Annotated in this window: 16 protein-coding genes; 10 read left to right on the top strand and 6 right to left on the bottom strand. The window is 45.4% G+C overall.

Going from position 1 to position 20,810, the window contains the following annotated elements:
* Positions 1–465 precede the first annotated feature (465 nt).
* The 3 genes from ABDB91_RS18040 to ABDB91_RS18030 all read left to right on the top strand — a co-directional run bounded on the left by ABDB91_RS18040 (position 466) and on the right by ABDB91_RS18030 (position 3,687).
* A complete protein-coding gene (locus tag ABDB91_RS18040) occupies positions 466–1,497 on the top strand; it encodes an ABC transporter substrate-binding protein (protein ID WP_347491657.1) in 1,032 nt (343 codons plus the stop codon).
* Between the two features lie 149 nt (positions 1,498–1,646).
* On the top strand, positions 1,647–2,498 hold the full coding sequence (locus ABDB91_RS18035) for a proline/glycine betaine ABC transporter permease (protein ID WP_347489091.1): 852 nt from the start codon (positions 1,647–1,649) through the stop codon (positions 2,496–2,498).
* Positions 2,499–2,514: 16 nt separating this feature from the next.
* Positions 2,515–3,687 (top strand): glycine betaine/L-proline ABC transporter ATP-binding protein, encoded by a 1,173-nt coding sequence (locus tag ABDB91_RS18030; protein ID WP_347489089.1) that lies wholly within the window; start codon positions 2,515–2,517, stop codon positions 3,685–3,687.
* An 80-nt stretch (positions 3,688–3,767) separates the two neighbouring features.
* On the opposite strand, the gene ABDB91_RS18025 is transcribed toward ABDB91_RS18030, so the two are convergent.
* The 5 genes from ABDB91_RS18025 to atoS all read right to left on the bottom strand — a co-directional run bounded on the left by ABDB91_RS18025 (position 3,768) and on the right by atoS (position 9,453).
* Positions 3,768–4,595 carry a TIGR02186 family protein gene (locus ABDB91_RS18025; protein WP_347489088.1) on the bottom strand — a complete coding sequence of 276 codons (828 nt, stop codon included), beginning with the start codon at positions 4,593–4,595 and terminating at the stop codon, positions 3,768–3,770.
* Positions 4,595–5,536, bottom strand: a complete 942-nt coding sequence (locus tag ABDB91_RS18020) for a sulfite exporter TauE/SafE family protein (RefSeq protein WP_347489087.1) — start codon at positions 5,534–5,536, stop codon at positions 4,595–4,597. The genes ABDB91_RS18025 and ABDB91_RS18020 overlap by 1 nt, the downstream gene beginning before the upstream one ends.
* A 15-nt stretch (positions 5,537–5,551) precedes the next feature.
* On the bottom strand, positions 5,552–5,950 hold the full coding sequence (locus ABDB91_RS18015) for a hypothetical protein (protein WP_347489086.1): 399 nt from the start codon (positions 5,948–5,950) through the stop codon (positions 5,552–5,554).
* 271 nt (positions 5,951–6,221) lie between these two features.
* Positions 6,222–7,604, bottom strand: coding sequence for a sigma-54 dependent transcriptional regulator (locus ABDB91_RS18010; RefSeq protein WP_347489085.1), 1,383 nt, complete (start codon positions 7,602–7,604; stop codon positions 6,222–6,224).
* Positions 7,582–9,453, bottom strand: coding sequence for a two-component system sensor histidine kinase AtoS (atoS, locus tag ABDB91_RS18005; protein ID WP_347489084.1), 1,872 nt, complete (start codon positions 9,451–9,453; stop codon positions 7,582–7,584). Before atoS ends, ABDB91_RS18010 begins: the two co-directional genes overlap by 23 nt.
* 230 nt (positions 9,454–9,683) lie before the next feature.
* On the opposite strand from atoS, the gene ABDB91_RS18000 reads away from it, so the two are divergent.
* From ABDB91_RS18000 to ABDB91_RS17970, 7 genes are all read left to right on the top strand, one after another.
* Entirely contained in the window at positions 9,684–10,157 is a 474-nt protein-coding gene (locus ABDB91_RS18000; protein WP_347489083.1) for a CBS domain-containing protein, read from the top strand.
* Between the two features lie 23 nt (positions 10,158–10,180).
* On the top strand, positions 10,181–10,747 hold the full coding sequence (locus tag ABDB91_RS17995) for a CBS domain-containing protein (protein ID WP_347489082.1): 567 nt from the start codon (positions 10,181–10,183) through the stop codon (positions 10,745–10,747).
* A gap of 539 nt (positions 10,748–11,286) precedes the next feature.
* The gene (locus ABDB91_RS17990) at positions 11,287–14,829 is read left to right on the top strand and encodes a CbiX/SirB N-terminal domain-containing protein (RefSeq protein ID WP_347489080.1); all 3,543 of its coding nucleotides are present in this window, start codon (positions 11,287–11,289) and stop codon (positions 14,827–14,829) included.
* A 355-nt stretch (positions 14,830–15,184) separates the two neighbouring features.
* Positions 15,185–16,180, top strand: coding sequence for an AraC family transcriptional regulator (locus ABDB91_RS17985; protein WP_347489078.1), 996 nt, complete (start codon positions 15,185–15,187; stop codon positions 16,178–16,180).
* A 631-nt stretch (positions 16,181–16,811) separates the two neighbouring features.
* A complete protein-coding gene (locus tag ABDB91_RS17980) occupies positions 16,812–18,185 on the top strand; it encodes an MATE family efflux transporter (protein ID WP_347489077.1) in 1,374 nt (457 codons plus the stop codon).
* Complete coding sequence (locus ABDB91_RS17975) at positions 18,178–18,465, top strand: hypothetical protein (RefSeq protein WP_347489076.1); 288 nt, start codon at positions 18,178–18,180, stop codon at positions 18,463–18,465. The genes ABDB91_RS17980 and ABDB91_RS17975 overlap by 8 nt, the downstream gene beginning before the upstream one ends.
* Before the next feature lie 222 nt (positions 18,466–18,687).
* Positions 18,688–19,353 carry an L-2-amino-thiazoline-4-carboxylic acid hydrolase gene (locus ABDB91_RS17970; protein WP_347489075.1) on the top strand — a complete coding sequence of 222 codons (666 nt, stop codon included), beginning with the start codon at positions 18,688–18,690 and terminating at the stop codon, positions 19,351–19,353.
* Positions 19,354–19,678: 325 nt separating this feature from the next.
* On the opposite strand, the gene ABDB91_RS17965 is transcribed toward ABDB91_RS17970, so the two are convergent.
* The gene (locus ABDB91_RS17965; RefSeq protein WP_347489074.1) at positions 19,679–20,314 is read right to left on the bottom strand and encodes a class I SAM-dependent methyltransferase; all 636 of its coding nucleotides are present in this window, start codon (positions 20,312–20,314) and stop codon (positions 19,679–19,681) included.
* Between the last annotated feature and the right edge of the window lie 496 nt (positions 20,315–20,810).

Genomic DNA, 20,810 nt, shown 5'->3' with positions numbered 1-20,810 from the left:
AATATTATCCCTTCATTACCAAACTTTTCTGGAATTTTTTAACGGAACAGGCGGCAGTTTGCATAATATGGTGGCAAAAAATTCTGGATAGTGGATTTGTTGAAGAATAAAGTAAGAGATGCTAGATATGATACGAACTGTTCATTAGACACAACATTAGACACAACATTAGACACAACATTAGACACAGGTTGGGAGGCGCAATGTAAATACTAAGAACTGGAGGATTATCCGCATCTGCCAGTTGATTTTTGGATAGTCTTGTGGAAATTCAACCGACAACTTAATTAGAACCATTAAGTTGTAAATTAAGGCATTCATAAGCATATTGCTGTTATTGCGGGAATAATCTAAAAACATTGCGAAAATAAGGGAATGCCGGGATTTTATTTTGCTGGAATAATAAAGTAAACTAAACTAAAGAATGAGCGGAGAAATGGGAGGGAATGGAGGGAATAGGTGGACATGCGGAAAAAAGGTTGGATTAAATTTATATCCGCTTTATTGGCCGTTGGTGCGGCATTCTTACTTGGTGGCTGTGCCGCTGCTAATCAGAATCAACAACAGACAGCCGGTGAGCAAAAGCCACAACTTATTTTTGCCGATCCTCAATGGGATAGCGTAGCATTTAATAATGCTGTGGCTCAATACATTATTGAAAATGGCTACGGGTATCCAACGGATACCACCAGCGGGTCTTCGGCAATTACCTTTGAGGGTTTAGTTAGCGGCGACATTGACATTTACATGGAGGTTTGGACAGATAACCTGCAGCCCAAATATGGAGAAGACCTTAAAAGCGGCGCTATCCAAGAACTTGGCGCTAATTTCAGTGACAACGCCCAGGGGCTATATGTTCCTACGTACCTGATCAAAGGTGATCCCGCCAGAGATATAGAACCGCTGGCTCCGGATTTGAAATCGGTACAGGACCTGCCAAAATACCGGCAATTATTCAAGGACCCCGAGGACCCGTCCAAAGGCCGGATTTTCGGGTCTCCCGCCGGATGGGAAGTTGATAAGATTCTCCAGACTAAGATTAAAAGCTATGAACTTGATAAAGACTACAATTATTTTAGTCCCGGTTCAGACACAGCTCTTGCCACTTCCATAACTAAAGCCTATGAAGAAGGAACACCCTGGCTCGGCTATTATTGGACACCAACTTGGATTATGGGTAAATACGATATGACTTTGCTTCAAGACACTCCTTATAGTGAGGAATTGTGGAATGATGGCTATAGATGTGCGTTTCCTTCAATGAACATCACGATAGCCGTTAATAAGCATGTTCCTCAAAAGGCGCCGGATGTTGTAGAGTTTCTAAAAAAATATCAAACAAACAGTGAGTTATTGAGCGGCGCCTTGGCCTATATGCAGAAAAATGATGTCAAAGTGGATCGGGCCGCTATCTGGTTTTTGAAAAACAATGAAGATATCTGGACGAAGTGGGTTCCCGGTGACATTGCCCAAAATGTTAAGGCGACACTCAAATAGTCCGCTTTTAACAAAGAAGATTAAGGTTCAGGCGGGTTCTTGACTCCGCCTGAACCTTAGTCGCACGTATTTCGAGTTTATCGCCGCTTGACTTCCGCGTATAAAGGTGGGGAGTCTTAGCTGTGGTTAACGAGATAAAGGGGTAAAAAATGAATCAATTTCCGGAGTCCCTGAACATAAATGTGGGGCAATATGTTGAAGGTTTTATAACATGGTTGATGCATAATTTTGGAGGCTTCTTTCACGCAGTTTCATCCGGTATTTTATGGTTTCTTCTGCAAATGCAGAATTTAATGTTTTTTATACCCTGGTGGCTGGTATTGGTCATAGTATTCTTGATCGGATGGAAGCTTAAAGATCTGGCCTCCGGTGCTATCTATACTCTTTTAATTCTCTTGGTAGGGGCGTTTGGCCTTTGGAATTCCATGCTGTTAACCCTGTCCATTGTCATAACTGCTGTTGTAATTTCTATGCTGCTGGGAATTCCCCTGGGTATTTTCATGGCTTATAATAATGTATTTAATACTTTTATGCGGCCAATTCTGGATGGCATGCAGACAATGCCCAGCTTTGTGTATTTGATTCCCGCTCTGTTGCTTTTTGGGATGGGTAAAGTACCGGCGGTATTTGCCACCATGATTTATGCGATCCCCCCCGTTATTCGCTTGACCGATTTGGGTATACGCAATGTTCCCAAAGAAATGGTCGAAGCTGCTCATTCCTTTGGCTCTTCCAACTGGCAAACTCTGATCAAGATTCAGCTTCCCCAGGCCCTGCCCACAATTATGACCGGCATCAATCAAACGATCATGATGGCACTGTCCATGGTTGTTATCGCATCCATGATTGGAGCTAAGGGACTGGGGCTTGACGTGCTGGGGGCAATTCAGCACATTGATATCGGGGAAGGTTTTGAAGCCGGCATTAGTATTGTCTTTCTGGCTATTATTATCGATAGGCTGTCACAATCCGTTGCCACGCGATTTAAGTATCCGGAATAGGAGTATAGCCAAAAAAATGAACGCAAAATTAAAAGTTGAACAACTGACAAAAGTTTTTGGGCGCAATCCCCGTTCAGTTTTACCTAAATTGGCAAAAGGACTGTCCAAGGAACAGATTCTTAAAGAAACCGGGCATACGGTCGGCGTAAACAAAGTTTCCTTTGACGTCGCTGAAGGGGAGATCTTTGTTATCATGGGTCTGTCGGGAAGCGGCAAGTCAACTTTGATCCGCTGCCTAAATCTTCTCAATAAACCAACTGAGGGGAAAATCTACGTAGATGGAGAAGACATTGTTCATTATGACAGCAAGGATTTAAAAGCATTTAGACAGACAAAAGTAGCCATGGTGTTTCAGCATTTTGGTTTATTCACCCATCGAAAAGTGATTGATAATGTAGCGTATGGCCTGGAAATTAAAAATGTTTCCCCGTCGGAGCGTTATAACATAGCCCGGGAAACTTTAAGCAGCGTCGGCTTGCAAGGCTGGGAAGATAAATATCCCAATGAATTAAGCGGAGGCATGCAGCAGCGGGTGGGTTTGGCCAGAGCCCTGGCTACCAATCCGAATATTCTCCTTATGGATGAGCCTTTTAGCGCCCTTGACCCCTTGATTAAGCGGGAGATGCAACAAGAGCTGCTGGATATTCAATCACGTTTAAAAAAGACGATTATTTTTATTACCCATGACATCAATGAAGCTTTTAAACTGGGTGACCGGGTTGCCATTATGAAAGACGCGGTTATTGAACAAATCGGAACTCCCGAGGAAATCCTGGCCAAGCCCAGAAATGAGTATATTCAAAAGTTTGTCCGGGATATCGATCGTTCTAAAGTATTGCAAGCAAAAAATATTATGTTTAAACCTTCTACCCTGGTTTCCCTTAAAGATGGTCTGAAAGTGGCCATTAAAGAAATGGAACAAGGCGGAATCTCCAGTAGCTTTGTATTGGATAATGAGCGTAGGTTGCAAGGATTGGTGACCATCGATGACGCTATTAAAGCTCTAAAAGATGGTAAAAGTATCAGAGACATTTTGAAGCAAGAATTTTACACTACGGACCCGGAAGCCTATATGCATGAGCTGATTCCCTATGCCACGGCAACTAAGTACCCCATTGCCGTGGTTGATGAAAATAAAAAGTTGTTAGGTATTATTTTAAGGGTAACAGTACTATCTAATTTAGTTTAATTAACATTTTCATCACAGATTCATCACAGACCAAAAAAACGCTCCTTGACGGAGCGTTTGATGGTTTTAAGTATGGGGTATCAGTGACCGGCCCCGGCATCAAGACCTACCGTCTTGTCGCCGGTGATTAGACTTTCCAGGTAACCGAACAGCAAGGCAATGCCGGTTCCAAAAACAAGGGCGATTAAAACGGCCATGAAACCGTAATTGGGTCCGTCATATACGGCTTCGTGGTTTAACCAGCTGAGTAAGCCGACGCTGCCTACGGGCAACGATACGCTTTGCTGGTCTACCAACACGCCGTTGTTCACCGCATATACCGTAACCTCGCAGTCTTCCTGAGGTATGTTCGGCGGCAGCTGCACATTGACCTCAAACCGGGATCCGTTAACCATGGCTGAATTCTCTTTAACGGCATAAAGTCCGCTTTTTTGATAAATATTTACCAGCGAATCCACGTAGACATTTGCTTCCCGTTGGCCGAGCCGGGCACTGCCTTCTTCGCCGTGCTTCGCCACCAGGGCGTTTTGATATACCGGATCAAAGCCCGGTGTTAATCCGTATTGTTGACTCAAATCAGGCGGCAGATTTCCTAAAGGCGCCGAGGAAAAAACCTGATAAAGTTTTGGCACCGCGGTGACGTCGACGTTTTCGACGTTCATCCAAAACGGACCCACCCGCCCTTTTTTGTTCAGCTGCAACACCGAATCAAATGGAGAAGCCACTTTAACGTAAACATCGGAACCCTCCGGCACAGTGCCGGACACCGATAAATCCGCTCCTTTGAAATTAAAACCCACGTCTATTTTATTCGGCGCCACCCCGACAGCGACGGGGGCGGCCCAGGCCGCGTTTGCGCATGCGGTTACAAGCACAAAAACCAGTAATAACATAAGACTCTTCTTCATCAGTGACCGCCCCCCAATCCGATTAACAAAGAGGGAGCAACCAGTAAACCAAACAGCATTTTCACCATTACCAGCAGCACGATTAAAGAGAATACCACCCGCAATTGTTCCGCTTTCAGCTTTTTACCCAGTTTGGCACCGAATTGGGCGCCAATTGATGAACCGATTAACAGTACAATGCCTAGAACCAGATCAACGGTGTGGTTTAAAGAACTATTGGCCAGCGTGACATTGATGGCGGTGAAGATAATGACAAAGATACTGGTTCCCACTGCGTTATGGGTGGGCATACCAATTAGGTAAATCATCACCGGAAGCATGATAAATCCGCCGCCCACGCCCATCAGCGCCGATAATACACCAATCAGCAACCCCAGTGCGAATAGCGCCAGCACCGAGCTTTCAATACCGGAAACTTCAAAATACACGCGCATGGGCAGTTTATTCATGAAACGCTTAACCGCCGAAGGTTTTTTAATTTTCAGAGACGCGTTCTCCGGTACATCCGGGGTTTTCTGATGCAGGCTTTTTAACGCTGTGATACTTTCTATGAGCATGAACGTTCCCACGGAAAGCAGCATGACCACGTAACACAGACTTAAAACGAAATCGAAGTTGCCCAGCGAGCGCAATAGCTTTACCAGCACCGTGCCCAGGCTGCCGCCCACCAGACCGCCCAGCAGAATGATAAACCCCAGCTTGAAATCAACGTTTTTCTGTCTGCTATGGGCCAGCGTGCCTGAAGCCGACGCCGCTACGATCTGGTTGGTATCGCTGGCCACGGCCACAGCCGGCGGCACTCCCATCATCATCAGCAGCGGAGTCATCAAAAACCCGCCGCCCACTCCGAATAATCCCGAAAGGAGCCCCACCGCACCCCCCAGGCCCAGGATCGAGAGAATCGATATGGGCATTCTGGCTACGGGGAAGAATATATCCATGTATGTTTCCCCCTATTACTGTAATTCGGGCTGGTAACGCCTCGTACCCGTGGATACGGGTTTGGGTTCCCGTTCCAACAGTAGTCTGGTATACATTTTGATGGTCCAATTATATATAGTGGTGCCCAGCACCATCACGACAACCAGCAGGGCTGTGATGCCCCAGGTGAAGTTTTTGACTTGGGCGTCTTCCTGGGTGTACTCATGCCCCCGGGCGTCTTGCCAGGCGTATATCGCCTTGGTGTCGGGATCTTGTTCGACTATCTTGTGTTTGGAAGCGTCAAAATAATGGGGAAAAACCTCTGCCCTGAGGAAATTCAGCCCTCCCCAAAATAACAAAGTACAAATTAAAAAAACGGCACAGCTGGCAATACCGCTAAATTTATTTAGTTTTTTCTTTGAAGCCTGGGTCATTTTGTTTCCTCCCTCTCTATTTAACAAAAATGCAATAAAATACAATGCCGGTAAACCGGTGAAAATATGCCACCCCCTCCTGATTGTGAAAGTGAGAATATTAATTTGTCGTCGTCTTGCTGTTATACTGCAGCAAAAGGCATACCAGAGCATATTCCGGTGGCATTTTTTGCTTAACCCCGTATAAAGCGAAATAAAAACCGGCGGCTCAAAAGATCCACCGGTTCGGCCTGTTATTTTGGGCAATTATTGCTCGCTGTATGGGCACTATTTACCCATCAATTAAGTCATATTCCTTCATTTTGGCATACAGGGACCGGCGGTTCAAACCCAGCATTCTGGCTGTATCCTGCCTGTTCCAGTTATTTTCGTTCAGTGCCTTGAGGATCACTTGCTTTTCCACATCGGCAACCACTTCTTTCAACGTTTTGCCGCCGCGGATATTAATGCCGATCTGCTCTCCGGCGCCGTTCAAAGACAGCTTCCCGTCACCGGGCAGGGGCAGGTCTTCCAACAATATGGCCGTCCCGCGGCTCATCACCACGCCTTGCTCACAAATATTTTTCAGTTCGCGGACGTTTCCGGGCCAGTGATAATTGCATAAAACCGTTATCGCCTCATGGGTAATGCCGGAAATTTCTTTGTTAAACTTACGGGCCGCCTTATTTAGGAAATAATTCACCAGCCTTGGTATGTCCTCTTTCCGTTCTCGCAAAGGCGGTACTTTGATGTTCACTACATTGACCCGGTAGTAGAGATCTTCGCGAAATTTACCTTCATCCACCAGTTGCTTGAGATTACGGTTGGTAGCGGTGAGGATGCGTACGTCAACCTTGATGCATTTGGTACCGCCCACCCGCTCGAACTCCTTTTCCTGCAGTACGCGCAGCAGCTTAACCTGAGTGTGCAGCGGCAATTCACCAATCTCGTCCAAAAAAACCGTTCCGCTGTGGGCCAATTCAAATTTACCCGGTTTCTGGTAGATGGCGCCCGTAAAAGCACCCTTCTCATGACCGAACAGCTCACTCTCCATCAAGTATTCCGGGATACTGCCGCAATTGATTTTGATGAAAGGCCGCTGGTGACGGCGACCATTGCTGTGAATGGACCGGGCCACCAATTCCTTGCCTGTTCCGCTTTCCCCCTGGATCAATACCGTAATATCGCTGTCCGCCACCTTGCCGATGATTTTGCAAACATCCTGCATGTGCTTGGATTGGCCGATCAGGCTATCTACAGAATTCTCTTCAATGTCCAGTTCCTCCCTGAGGGTGGCCACTTCGGAAAAAAGCTCCTGCATTTTAACCGCCTTTTGTACCGCCAGGAGCAACTCGTCCAGGTTAAGAGGCTTGTTCAGGTAGTCGTGGGCGCCCTGCTTCATAGCCTGGATAGCCGTCTCCGTGGTACCGAAGGCAGTCATTAAAATCACCGGCACCTGAATGCCCATGCTGTTGAACTCCTCAATCAACTGAATACCGTCGGCGTCCGGCAGCCTGATATCCAGCAAAATGGTATCCGGGGTTTTGGCCTGCAATATTTCCCGCGCTTCCCGGGCGTTTGACGCAATCCAGGCTTCAAAACCGGCATCTTCCAGCACGTCGCGGAGCAATTCACATACGCCCTCTTCATCGTCAACGATCAATACTTTTGACATCCGTATCACCTCTTCCGGCTTGTGGTAAGTACAGCGTCACAGTGGTTCCTTCGTTGACCCTGCTTTCCACCTGTATTTTACCGTTATGCGCTTCCATGATTTCATGGGCGATAGCCAAGCCAAGCCCCGTACCTTTGGACTTGGTTGTAAAAAAGGGTTCAAATATATGCGGAATGACTGCTTCGGGAATACCGCTTCCGTGATCGCGTACGGCTACTCCCAGCATGCCGGTTTTATCGTCCAGCCAGGTGGATATCTCCAACCTGCCCCGGCCCTCCATAACCTGGTAAGAGTTGTATAATATATTGGTTAAGACCTGTTCAATCTGGTGCGGATCCAGCAAGGCCGGCGGCAGATTTTCATCCGGGCGGCATAATATTTCAAGCTTGCCGCTGTACGCGTCGCTAAAAAACTGCACCAACCGGTTGACCAGACTGTTCAAGTCGTATTCCACGAAAACCGCCTTGGAGGGCCGGGCAAACTCCAGCAGCTGATCGGTCAGCGAGGAGAGGCGGTACAATTCCCGGTTCACAATATTAAGCGATTTGGCCGACGGGGCATGGCCCCGGTTCCAAAATTGCAAATAACCGGTGATGGAGGTAAGCGGACTTCTTATTTCATGAGCCACCCCGGCCACCAGTTTACCCAGGGCGGCCAGCCTTTCCTGCCGGTTAAAGCTTTCCTGCAAACGGACTATTTCGGTGATATCACGGAAATGAAGCAGCGCGCCCACCAGTTCCTGCCTGACGTTGTACATTTGTGAAGTGTTGATCAGCAGGTGCCTGGAACTACCGGGGACAATATCCACCGCGTTAAGGTCCTTCACCGGCCTTCCTTTTAAAGTATTTTTCAGGTAATGGGTAAACGGGCTGCCGGGCAGCACCTCGCCGATGGTTTTATCAATGCAGTATTCATCCAGGTTTAACATGCGGCCGGCCGCCGAGTTAATACTGATAATTTTTTCATTGTTGTCGATGGTGATAATCCCGTCGTCAATACTGGTTAAAATGAGGTCGTTGTATTTTTCAACGTTAATCAATTTCTTGTACATCTCGTTAATGGCTTCGGTGATCTGACCCAGCTCACCCGTAGCCTCGGGCAGGATAAAGGCGGGGTCGCTGCCCATAACTCCCAGCCCTTTTTTGATATCATTGACGTTACGGGCAAACTTGTTGACCAGGCTGAAAGCGCCTCCGAAACCCAGGAGGGCGCCGATAAAGATAATACCATAGACCACCCGCTGGATATCATCCACGGTTTTGTAAATTCCCTTGATGTTTTCGTTGGCCCACACCAAGCCGATGATTTTTCCGTCCCTGACCAGCGGCTGGTAGGTTTCCAACTGCCCGGTACCCGATTGGCCCAGCACTTCATAGATCATCTGGTTGTTTTGCAAGGCATCATCAAAGTAGCGCTTCCGGCGGGTAGAAAAGTTTTCGTGCAAATGCTCGTTGTTCCCGTCCAGAATCACGTCGAAATCCACCGAGTAAAAACCGAGGTCAACGCCGGGATATTTGTTCCTGGCTCTTTCCACGATGGGGCTCAGCGCCTGGTTTAAATAGTTTTCCTGATCCCGCCGGGGTAAGCCCCGGACTTCTTTTGACGACAGGATATTCGCAAAGGAGCTGTTCAGACTGTCATCAAGATAATTCATGGCCTCTTCCAGGTTTTCGCGGTGGTTCCTGATCATCCCAAGTTCGGTGGAGTGCACCATGTGAAAAAGGTAAACAGAAAGCAAAATGGGGATCATCAGCAAAATGGCCACCAGGATCAGTAATTGATTGGTAAACCCTTCATACCTGATCCTGATCCTTGGCAGCAGGGTAAATCGTACCGGCATTAACCGCATCGGCAGACCTTCTTCCTGTTTTCAGGTTGACTTGTCATATTAATTATATCAGTTCAGGTTCGTCTGGTGGGATCTTTTTTCCCACTCAATGGGCAAAAATTACCCACCCGCCGGGTTGCGTTATCTGAAAGCAGGAGTGGGAGGCTTTGAAAAGCCGAATCTTTCTGGTATTTAATTTGCTTCTATACAGTTCCATGGACCCCGAAACTTTTTATTGGGGGCAATATAAAATGAAAGTTAATATTGCGGGGATCATGGTCCCTATCGGAGAATATCCGGTAATCCCGGAAGATACCTCCGTTTATTCAGCGGCCCGCGCACTGGTGGAAAATTATCGCAACCGGGATGGCACCTGGACTGGTTATGAATTGCTCCTGGTTGAGGACCGGCAAAAAGAAATAGTTGGTTATATAACCCTGCGCTCCTTTTTAAAGGCCATCGGATTAAGCAACGGGGAAAACGTCAACAAGCTGATGGACATTTTATTTTCCAATCCCCGGCTAAACCATACGGAACTTAAAGTTAAAAGTATCGTGCAGTCCGTGGAGGGCAGGATGATTAACGTTAACGAAGACTTGATTAAGGTCGTGGAAAAAATCATGAAAAACAGCGCTAATTCCATTATGGTGCTTGACGGCGATAAAGCTGTGGGGGTTGTGCGGGTAATCGACTTGTTATGGTTTATAGAAGACTTATTATCTTAGTATCCACGGGGAGGGTGTTAGTAATGGCTATAAAGCAAGCTGCCGGGGCATTCATGGTTCCTCTGAGCCAATGTCCGTCGTTAAGTGAAAATGCCGGTGTCTACCACGCCCTGGCCGTGCTGAAAGAATCCCTGCACGGAAAAGACGGCAACAACGCCTGGCGTGGTCACCGCATGGCGGTGGTCTACGGAGAAAAAACCGATCCCCTCGGTATCCTGACCCTTAAAAATATCCTGCAGGCCGTACATTTGAAACTATTAGCCGCTGATCCTTACTTTAAATCAGAATGTTTTAGTTGGTACTACATCAAAGAATTGCACAACAGGCAGGGCGGCATCAAAGTGCGGGAAATCATGCGACCCCTGCAAAAAGTGGTCATGGAATACAACTGCAGCGTATCTGAAGCGGCCCAGCTGTTTGCCGGTCACGGCATTAATTACCTGCCAGTAAAAGAGGGGAATAAATTTGTGGGCATACTGAACGCCAGGGACCTGTTTTACCACTATTACGAACTATCGCGCTTCAATGTGTTCAGGGAAAACAATACGAATAGGGACCCGGCGGAATACGTCGGCTATGCAACTGTTTAAAGAAAAAAAGAATGCCGGCTGACTTATTTTGTGCTGGCCTTGCTCCGTTGGTCTGCGCAAGAACATGATTACGGCAAAATGACCAAGTCAAATATTCGGGATCAACTAAGTGAAATGAGTATTAGCCGGAAGTACCAAGCCGAATGTGTTCTGTAAAACAATGCTATTATCATCTTGCGATAGCATTAAGAAAAGATGGTTTGTTTGTGTTTTATGTAAATTTTTAAGAATTTTATATATTACATTTAAAAGTCCTTGACAAATAGTTAAAGTCTGGATATTTTAATAGTATGTAAACGATAATGAATTTCATTATCGTTTATTATTTATGTTTTAATTTATTGAAAGGAGGATTTAGGTGACCAGGGAACTGATCAATGAAATTTTGGAAAATGTCGGCCTGGAAATAATAGAACGCGATGATGACATGAATGATTCGTCAGATAATTGATTAGTATAGTTTTCTCATTTTCTACTTCGGTTAGAGAATGAGGAGAAAGCGCATAATGATTGATTAATCAGCTGAAAGGATGAGTAGAATGTTTAGGTCCGGTGTCAAAGGGCTGGCGGTGGTCTTGCTGCTGTTTATGGCCGTACTTTCTGTTGTCCCGTTTTGCGGTGCTGCGGAAGAAAACATTGGGGTTCTGGTGGTGGCTCACGGCTCCGACGAAACTTTCTGGAACGACGACGTACAGCAGGCGGTGGAAGAGGTGAGTCTGTCTTATCCCGTGGAATTGGGTTTCTTGGAGTTCGCCGAGCCAAATATTCATGACGCAGTGGCAGCTTTAGAAGCACGGGGTGTTGATAGAATTATTGCTGTGCCTTTGTTTATTTCTTCTTATTCCAACCACATCGAGGAAATAAAATATGTGTTGGGTTTAAGACCTGACCTGCCGGAAGCGGAGGAATCCGCCGGAGGGCATCCCGGCGGAGGCGGGGGTGACACTGAAGAAGAGGAACTGACGCCGGTGGACACCGAGGTTGAGATCGTGCTCACTCCGGCTATGGATGACAATGTAATGGTGGCGGGAATCTTGGCTGACCGGTTAGAGACCATCAGCGAGAATCCGGGCAATGAAGTAGCCGTGCTGGTGGGGCACGGTTCGGATACCGAGGAAGGCCGGCATAAATCGCGGGAAACCTTTGCATCTTTGGCCGGCTACTTGAAAGATTTACTTGGTCTGAAGGATGCCGGCTACGGCTTTGCACTTATGGGTGAGCCCACGGTGCGCGATTCTGTCTATGAAGCCGTTTATCAGGGGGACGTGCTGGTGGTACCGGTGATGCTGAGTGAAGGGTACTTTACCGACACGGTAATACCCCATAATTTGTTAAATGGATTGGATTACCGCTATCCCGGGGCCGGCAACAGAGCTTTGCTGCCGCACTCCAATATTGCCCGCTTTATTGAGCTAAGAGTGAATGACGTGGTTCTGCCGCCTTTGGAGATTAAAACGGGGGGCGAAATTTCCCGAATTAACTATACCGATGTGGCGGTTGAGCCGGATGGGAAAATTTGTATTTGTGGATCCTTTGCCTTTCGTGCTATGCAGGTGGCTCTAGCTGAGCTATGGCCCGGCGAAATACCGGAGCGGGACCGGATTTACGTTGAAGGTCCTTACTCGCACGGAGTGGAAGATGCATTGGAAACAATTGCGGGTACCGGCAATTTTACTCTGGAACAGCGGGAACACAGCAACCTGTTTTATAATTTTAAAGTGACGGATAAGCTTAGTGGACAAGCTGTCAATATTACCGTCAAACCGGAAGTTTATCCGGAAAACTTTTTTGAACTGAAGAAAAAAGTGAAAGACGGAACAGCCACGGCGGAGGAAATGCGGGAGTTTCAAGCCAAGCGTGCCCAGTTGGTGGAAAAAGTGCGCTGGGGCAGTCCGGATCAGCTGTTCACTCTTGAAACGGCTCAGATAAACAGTACCGGTATTTTGGTCCTGGCTCATGGCTCATCCGATGACGATTGGAACCAGCCGGTACGCGATGCGGTTAAGAACATACGCGGTCCTTTCCCGGTAGAGTATGGTTTCCTGGAACCTGTTCCGGGTGAAGATATTTCCACTGCTGTCCGGAAACTGGAAGCACAGGGTGTGAAACGCATTATAGCCGTACCAATTTTTGTTGCTTCAGCCTCGGGTCATATAGAAGAAATTAAGTTCATGCTGGGATTACCCAGTTCCATCACTGCCGAGGAGGCGGCTGAGGAGGGATTGGAGCCGGTTCAGTGCAGTGCTGACATTGAGCTAACCTCTGCGTTGGACGAGCACCTTTTGGTGGCCGGAATTTTAAATGATCGCATTGCTTCCGTTAGCCGGCAAGCCGATCAAGAAGTGGTTGTGCTGGTCGCGCACGGAACTTCATCAGCTCAGGATCTGGCGGTCTGGAAATATAACCTGGCTTCGCTGGGGCAAAAACTTCAAAAAGAACATGGTTTTTGGGAAGTAGACTATGGTTTTGCCGCTGTTGGCGAACCGGGGCTTCGATCGGTGGTAATGGCGCAGCAAGCGGCTCACCCCGACGCTTCTGTAATCATTGTGCCGGTTATGCTTTCTGAAGGTGCTTTTACCAACAATAAGATCCCATCGGTACTGGAAGGTCTGGAATATGTATACCCCGCAGCGGGACAGCGTTCTTTATTACCGCACGATAATATTTCTCACTTAATTGCAGCCCGCGCTAATGATGTTGTGCTGGGTTCCCTGCAGGTTAAACAAAACGGTAATACGCGCACGATTGCATATTCAGATGTTGGCGTAGAAGAAGACGGGGTGGTTTGTGTTTGTGGATCTTTTGCTTTCCGCGCCATGCAGGCGGCTTTAACTGAGCTATGGCCCGGTGCAATACCGGAGCAGGATCGGATTTATGTTGAAGGTCCTTACTCGGATGGAGTAGAAGAAGCATTGGGAACGATTGTGGGTACTGCTAATTTTACACTGGAACAGCGGGAACAAAATAACCTGTTTTATAATTTTAAGGTAACGGATCAGCACAGTAGGAAGGCCGTCAATATAACCGTTAAACCGGAAGTATATCCGGAGAATTTTTTTGAACTGAAGAAAAAAGTGAAAGACGGAACAGCCACGGCGGAGGAAAAACAGAAGTTCCAGGCTAAACGTGCTCAGCTGGTGGAAAAGTTGCGCTGGGACAGTCCGGAGCAGGTGTTTACTGTGAAGACGATTAACCCATCCGGCGGAGGTGGCGGCAGCAGCAGCGGCGGGGCATCGTCGGCGTCGTCCGTGACCGGCAGAAGTAAGAACATTAAAGCTGCAACCGGTGGTTCTGTTACTTACGGTCAGACTACGGTGAAAATAGCGGCCGGGGTACTCCCCGGGGATGCCGTAATCAGCGTGGAAAAGCTGAGTTCCGCCGACTTAAAAAAACTGGTTTCCGAGGGTTTGCGGGTTAAGCTTGGGAGCGATATCTATGAAGTCGCGACTTCGGGCCGGTGCGACTTTGGCGGCAAGACAGTCACTATTTGCATTGCCTACGATCAGGCCAAGATAGCCGCAGGTGAGCAACCGGTTATTCGCTATTACGACGAGGAGGCGGGTAAATGGGTGAACCTGCCCACGATCGTCGAGCAGGGCACGGATGGAAAGTGGTATGCTGTAACGCAAGTCAATCATCTGACGAAGTTTGCCGTTTTTAGCGAGGAAGAAAAGAAAATGGAAGAGAATAAAGCAAAGGAGAAAAAAGTTATCATTCTGACCATCGGACAGACAACGGCAACTGTAGGGGGAAACACGTACACTTTGGATGCCGCGCCTTGCGTAGATACCAAGGCGGGACGGACGCTTGTACCCATCAGGTTTGTCAGCGAGGCTTTGGGGGCACAGACAGACTGGAACCCTGAGACACAGCAGGTTACCATCAAAGACGGCGACAGGGAAATCGTTCTGACCCTCGGCTCTGCGAAAGTGCTCATTGACGGGCAGGCGAAGTCCATCGACAGTGCTCCGGCGGTGTTGGCGTCCGGACGTACCTTTGTGCCGCTAAGGTTCGTTAGCGAAACCTTGGGCACCAATGTAGACTACGACGCTGCGACTAAACAGATCACAATTATGTATTAAGATTATTCGGTGTAACCGGCTGCTGACAATGCACCAACATATTTATTATGACTTATGTGAAAAATGGTGAAGTGTTTACTTGACTAATTAGCTGTGTGGTATAATATGGGAATGAAAATGGTTAAAAGGGGACATCTCCATTTATTTAGAGATGTCCCCTTTTAGTTTAATTATTAACAGGATAGCTTGGGTTTTAAAATAGATAATGCCGTATCATACTTGCGGTTGCTAATTCATTCTGCCGCATAGAACCATACAATAGTCTACAAATTTTATTTGACTAATAAGGTATGGTGATATATCATAAAATGAGAATGATTATTATTATCATTATTTTATCTTCACCGAAAGGGTAATGATGATGGAGAATGCGGTTCAAAAATATAAGGTATATAATCCTAAAAACAGCAATTGCCCTGTATGTACTATGTTAAATAGTATTTACAAAGCAAATTTGTTTCAGAAAGAGATGAAAATACCTGAAGAAGCCGGAAAAGGCTATTATCGAAGAATTATCCTTAAACCCTCAATGGAAGTATTTATAGCCGATGCGACGTTTTCTGAAGGTATGACGATGGGGGGAGGGCCAAGCAATCCCGAGTATTGCCTTGCTTTTTGTCTGGGAGAAGCGTTCCGGTGGAGACTAGAAGGGAATAAAAAGGAATATGAGATAGAATGCGGGGAAAATTATATTTTCCACGGCAACAAGGGGAATAGTATATGCAGCTATAATCCGGGACAGCGGTTTTACGGGCTTACAGTACATTTAGACTCGGAAATAATAGCAAGTTTTATTCACCATATGGGTAAAAGATACTCCCGTATCGGACAATCTTATGGAAACGGTGCTTTTTACAAGAGAAAATTTTCGCCGGCTGTCAAGTTGATTTTGAATGATATTGCTAATTGTCCTTACCGGGATCATATAAGGAGAATTTACCTTGAAGGGAAAGTATTAGAGCTGATTGCTGTTTATATGAATGAGTTAATCTTGGAAAGCGGATCGCATTATCCCTCAGCCAAACTTTCTTCATCTGATAGGGAGTCGCTTCATAAAGCCAGAAAAATTCTTGATGAAAATATTGCATCTCCACCGACGATAGGAAAGCTCGCCAGGTTGGTACATATTAATGAATACAAGCTAAAAACAGGCTTTAAGAAATTGTTTGGCGTGCCTGTTCATGCCTATATAATTGATAAAAGGTTGGGGATGGCACGTTTCTTGATGGAAGATAAAAAGCTTAGGGTTACCGAAGCGGCATTGCTGGTAGGTTATAGCGATGCCAGCCACTTTGCGGAAAAGTTCAGAAAGAAATATGGTGTTAATCCATCGAAATGCACTAAAAATTAATAATGCTTTATCAAATTCCAAGACGGGGCTTGTTGCACAACGGACTAAATAGTTCATAGTGCGACAGCCTTTTTAAAGATACCGGATTATTACCGGAATAATTGGCTGCATCTGGGAAAGGGAGCGCCGCTCACTACTCTAAGAAAGTAGTTTTGCGGCACTCCCTTCCTATTTTTACTTCAAGTAGTGTGGAATCCCCAATTGAAGCCCTGATGTTCAGCTTTTAGCTGAACGGGTTAACTGTTGTGAGGTTAATTGTGCGGCTCAGGTACTGAAAGACGAAATCAAGGAGCGGTCGTCCGGAATATTTAAGAATTCAAATATCTGATCCGCAACCGTTTAGGAACAGTGAAGAAATGGCTTCCCTGTTCCTAAAACACTTTTTGGCATAAAACTTATCCTTTTTGGCGTAGAAGAAAGACATAAAAATAAGATATTATTTTCCTATCATGTGATAATGAAAATCAACATCAACATCAACATTAATTTTCAGTCATTAAAAGGGCGGATAAATGAGTGAATTTAAAAAATTGCCAAAGCACATAAAGGCAAGAAGCCGGATGGCTAATGATGCTTTGCTTCAAATGAAGGGAAGCATGCAAGCGGAAAAATTTATGGAGGAAATAAAATTATGAGTGATAACAGAAAAGATTTACTGGAAATGAGCATGGGCAGACTTTTTATGAAGTTAGGTATACCGGCTATGGTCGGTATGCTGGCGGTAGGCTTATACAATATGGTAGATGCCATATTTGTTGGTCAGCTTATCTCTGCGGAAGGTGTTGGCGCCATAGTTTTGGCATATAATATAACTCTTTTAAATATGGCTTGTGCGATGTTGTTTGCTATGGGAGCGGTGTCGGTTTTATCGAGAGCGATAGGCGAAAAAGATCAGAAAACTATAAATAAGCTATTTGGTAATGTGTTGATCGGCACTTCGGCGTTATCGATATTATTGACCGTCATAGTTTATAATTTCGCAGGTCCAATGCTCGAGTTTATGGGCGCGGAGGGAGAAATATTGGATCTGGGGACAAGGTATTTAAAAATAATATCTTTAGGCTTTGTCTTTGAAGCATTGGGTCCTGCATTAAACTTTCTAATTCGTGGTGAAGGTCGAATGAAAAGGGCCATGAAAATTATTATTTCCGGCGTGCTCATTAATATTATTTTAGTTCCGATTCTTATCAAAGTATTTGAAATGGGAATAGAAGGTGCGGCATTAGCAACAATCATTGCCCAATTTTTTGTTGTAATAGGAGATGTTGCATACTTTCAGTCAGGCAAAAGTGTTATTAAAATATCAAAGCAGAGCTTTAAAATGTCGTTTGATATTATGCCCAAGATATTAAATGTTGGATTTTCAGGGATGGTAATGCAAATAATGCCTGCAATTCAGATGTCTTTGATGTTTAAGGTATTGTCTTATTACGGTGGAAGCAATAGTGTTATTATAATGGGCGCCTCTTATAGAGTGATGATGTTTGCGTTTATAGCACTATGGGGTATCGCTCAAGGGGTACAGCCAATTATAGGTGCAAACTATGGAGCCGGAAGATTTGACCGCGTAAAGACGGCATTCTTATCATTTACCGGAATAGCTACAGGTATTGCAAGTGTGTTATGGCTTGGCTTTATGTTGTTCCCTGAATTTATTTTAAGCTGGTTTATAACAGATGCATCTTTAGCTCAATTAGGTATAGGCAGGTTCAGAATTTTTCTGGGCATATTTCTTCTATATGGGTTCATGGCCATAGGCATTGTCTTTTTTCAGGCGTTGGGGAAAGGCAGCAAAGCTGCCATATTGGTTATGGGAAGACAGGTATTGTTTTTTATTCCAATTGTATTGCTTTTGCCAAAGTTTATGGGTGAGACAGGGGCCTGGATTGCCATGCCGCTGGGAGATTTACTTACTATTATATTGAGTATTTTTCTCATTATTAGAGAATTTGCAGCGTTAAATAGGCTTCGAGCCTCAAAAAGTACGCCGGTAAACTATGGTTAACGATATTAAAGGAAGTCTGCCGGAAGGTGTGGTGGAACCTTATTTCAACGATTGTTTTGATGACGTATTCGGTTGTATATACGCTATTACCGGTGATGGATACACATATGAAGAAAAGATCAGCTCGACAAAAAGGTTGGTTTTTAACGTATACTTCAGGCCGATGGCCGTAGCTATTATTGGTGTCTGTTTGGTGCTACAGTGTTTGACGTTGCTTGTTCTGCCGACTATGTATGCGGCATGGTCACTGCCCGCAACAGTACTTGACGCAATTTGGTGAAAGCGCTTATAAATCCCCGGAGAAGCAGTGTGCAGATAGATAATCAAAGGGGAATAGCGTTACAGCCCCGGTCGGACCTTCGGGGGAGGGAAAGACAACCATTGCTTAACTGATTCCCCGTTTTTGGGACATCGGCGAGGGAGAGATACCATTGGGAGAGTGAAAATGAGATTGCAGGTTCGGTATTTGCGAAACATATGAGGGAAGGGGAGAAGGTTGAGCGTGAAAAAAGAGGCTAAACTGGTAGGCACATGGAAGATCTATATGCAATGGACACGTGAAACCGCGATACATCATGTGGGAAGGGACTGTTATGCCCGGTTTTACGCTGCATCCCTTGCCGAACTTGAATCGGTCATGATTGATCTTCCGGTTTATAAGAAATCGGTAAATGCAATGTTCTTTCACGCGGTACCCTTTATGATTTCCCAGTACCGTGCGCTTCAGAAACAGATGGGTTTTGATCGTGAGAGGGCATATGCGGCGCTTGCGGATATCGTATGCGATCAATTCAGAAAAGAGGTCGAGTCGTCGGGCGTGATGAAATTTTTATCGCGAAACATGTTCCGTTTCCCTAAATTTATCATCAGATTGTTCACGAAACAGTTTGACGTAAAAGAACCGCACGGCTGGCTGTTTAATTTCCCGGCTGAAGATTTTTTCATGGGACAGAACTGCGTGCAGTGCGGCGCACTGTTATGGCTCGAAAAACAGGGATGTCCCGAAATCTGTCGAATATTGTGCGCAACCGATTATATCTCGGCGGAATACCTCAGAGGATTGAAATTTATTCGCACAAAGACTCTTGCGTATGGAGATGATATGTGCGACTTCAAGTATTACAGAGTAGAGAAATGTCCGGAGATTGATCCGGCAGTGTTAAAGTGAAAATGGCATTACCCCTTAATCAATATAAGTGGCAATAAAGAATATACCCTGACGGCTGATGCTTAGAAATCCGCCGCCTATTGCCCTGGCTAATGTCAGATACAGTGTGGAGTATGCAAACTGGAATTCAAAGGTAAAAAACGCCGCTGTGTTGCTGAGCGGGGCTTTTTCAGCAATTTGCAGAACCTTTGCACCGGAGCTGAACAGCAAAAGCACAGGAGCAGAGAAAATAAAAATAATCAGCATGAGAATGATTATTATTAGAAATTAGTGTCTTTTCTCTTTTAGCATTATGATTACGTATCACTTGAACTCCATTAAATGATCAAATCTTTTTGCAAACGATATACAGCAGAGGCGGTGTTGACTTTAATAAGAAATTTTTTATTACAATGTATCCCTGATCTTCTAAAAAAGCCTGCAAAGAATCTGCCGACCACCGGCTGTACGCCCTGAAACCAACGATACCCATGGTTTTTGAAACCGTGCGGCTTGAGAAATTTTGTCCGTGACAATATGTCGGGACTACAACAACCCCGTCCTGTTTTAATACTCTTTTTATGGAGGATAGAACTTTCCCCGGTTGCTGGACAACATGCAGCATATTACAGGCTACAACCACATCAAAGGAATTGTCGGGAAAGTCAAGATAATAAGCATCCTGCACTGAGAAGGCTATGTTGTTTATCTGTTTTGCGTGGGCTTTTTCTTCAGCCAATTTAATCATATGCGGGGATAGGTCACATGCTATAACTTTTTTAGCCTTTGGGGAAATATCAATTGCAATTTTCCCGGTGCCTGTTCCAATTTCTAAAACCATCTTATCCTTACCAAGTTCATCATCTATCATTTTCAATATGTCTTTATATTGGCCTTGATAAATATGGCTCATAAAACGGTCATAATACTTTGCAAATCTGTCCCAAAACGCTGCTTCTTTATCTGCTCTTGATTTAGTCAATACATGTACTTCCTTTCTCATGATTTCTATGAAACTATTTTGCTAAATACTTTTTGGCATAAAACTAATTCTTTTTGGCATAGAAGACCGGAGTAAAAATGGAGTATTATTATAATATGATAATGAAAATCATTATCGGGGTCAAGGTTTAGGAGGTATTAAATGTGAAAGAGGAAGGTGATACCAAGCCCACCGCTTAAAAACCGTCAAAGGAGTAGACAAGATCATCGTTTTGGAAAACGGAAAGGTAGCGGAGCAAGGGGTGCATGAAAACCTGCTGGCAAAACAGAGGTTGTATAATCGGCTGTGGAACCTGCAGCAGCAATCGGCGGGCTGGAGCATGAGGGCACCGTGAAAAACAAGCCGCCTTGATACGCTTCGGAGAATTCAGAAAAGAATACTAGGCAATGTGAACTCAGATGTGCATAGTGCTTACAGCAGTGATATCAGTTAGATAATTCCGCATACACAGTTAAGGCACTTTTAAAGGGGAAAC

This window comes from Desulfoscipio sp. XC116 (assembly GCF_039851975.1).
Taxonomy (GTDB): Bacteria; Bacillota; Desulfotomaculia; order Desulfotomaculales; family Desulfallaceae; genus Sporotomaculum.
This window is presented reverse-complemented; position numbering and strand designations above follow the sequence as displayed.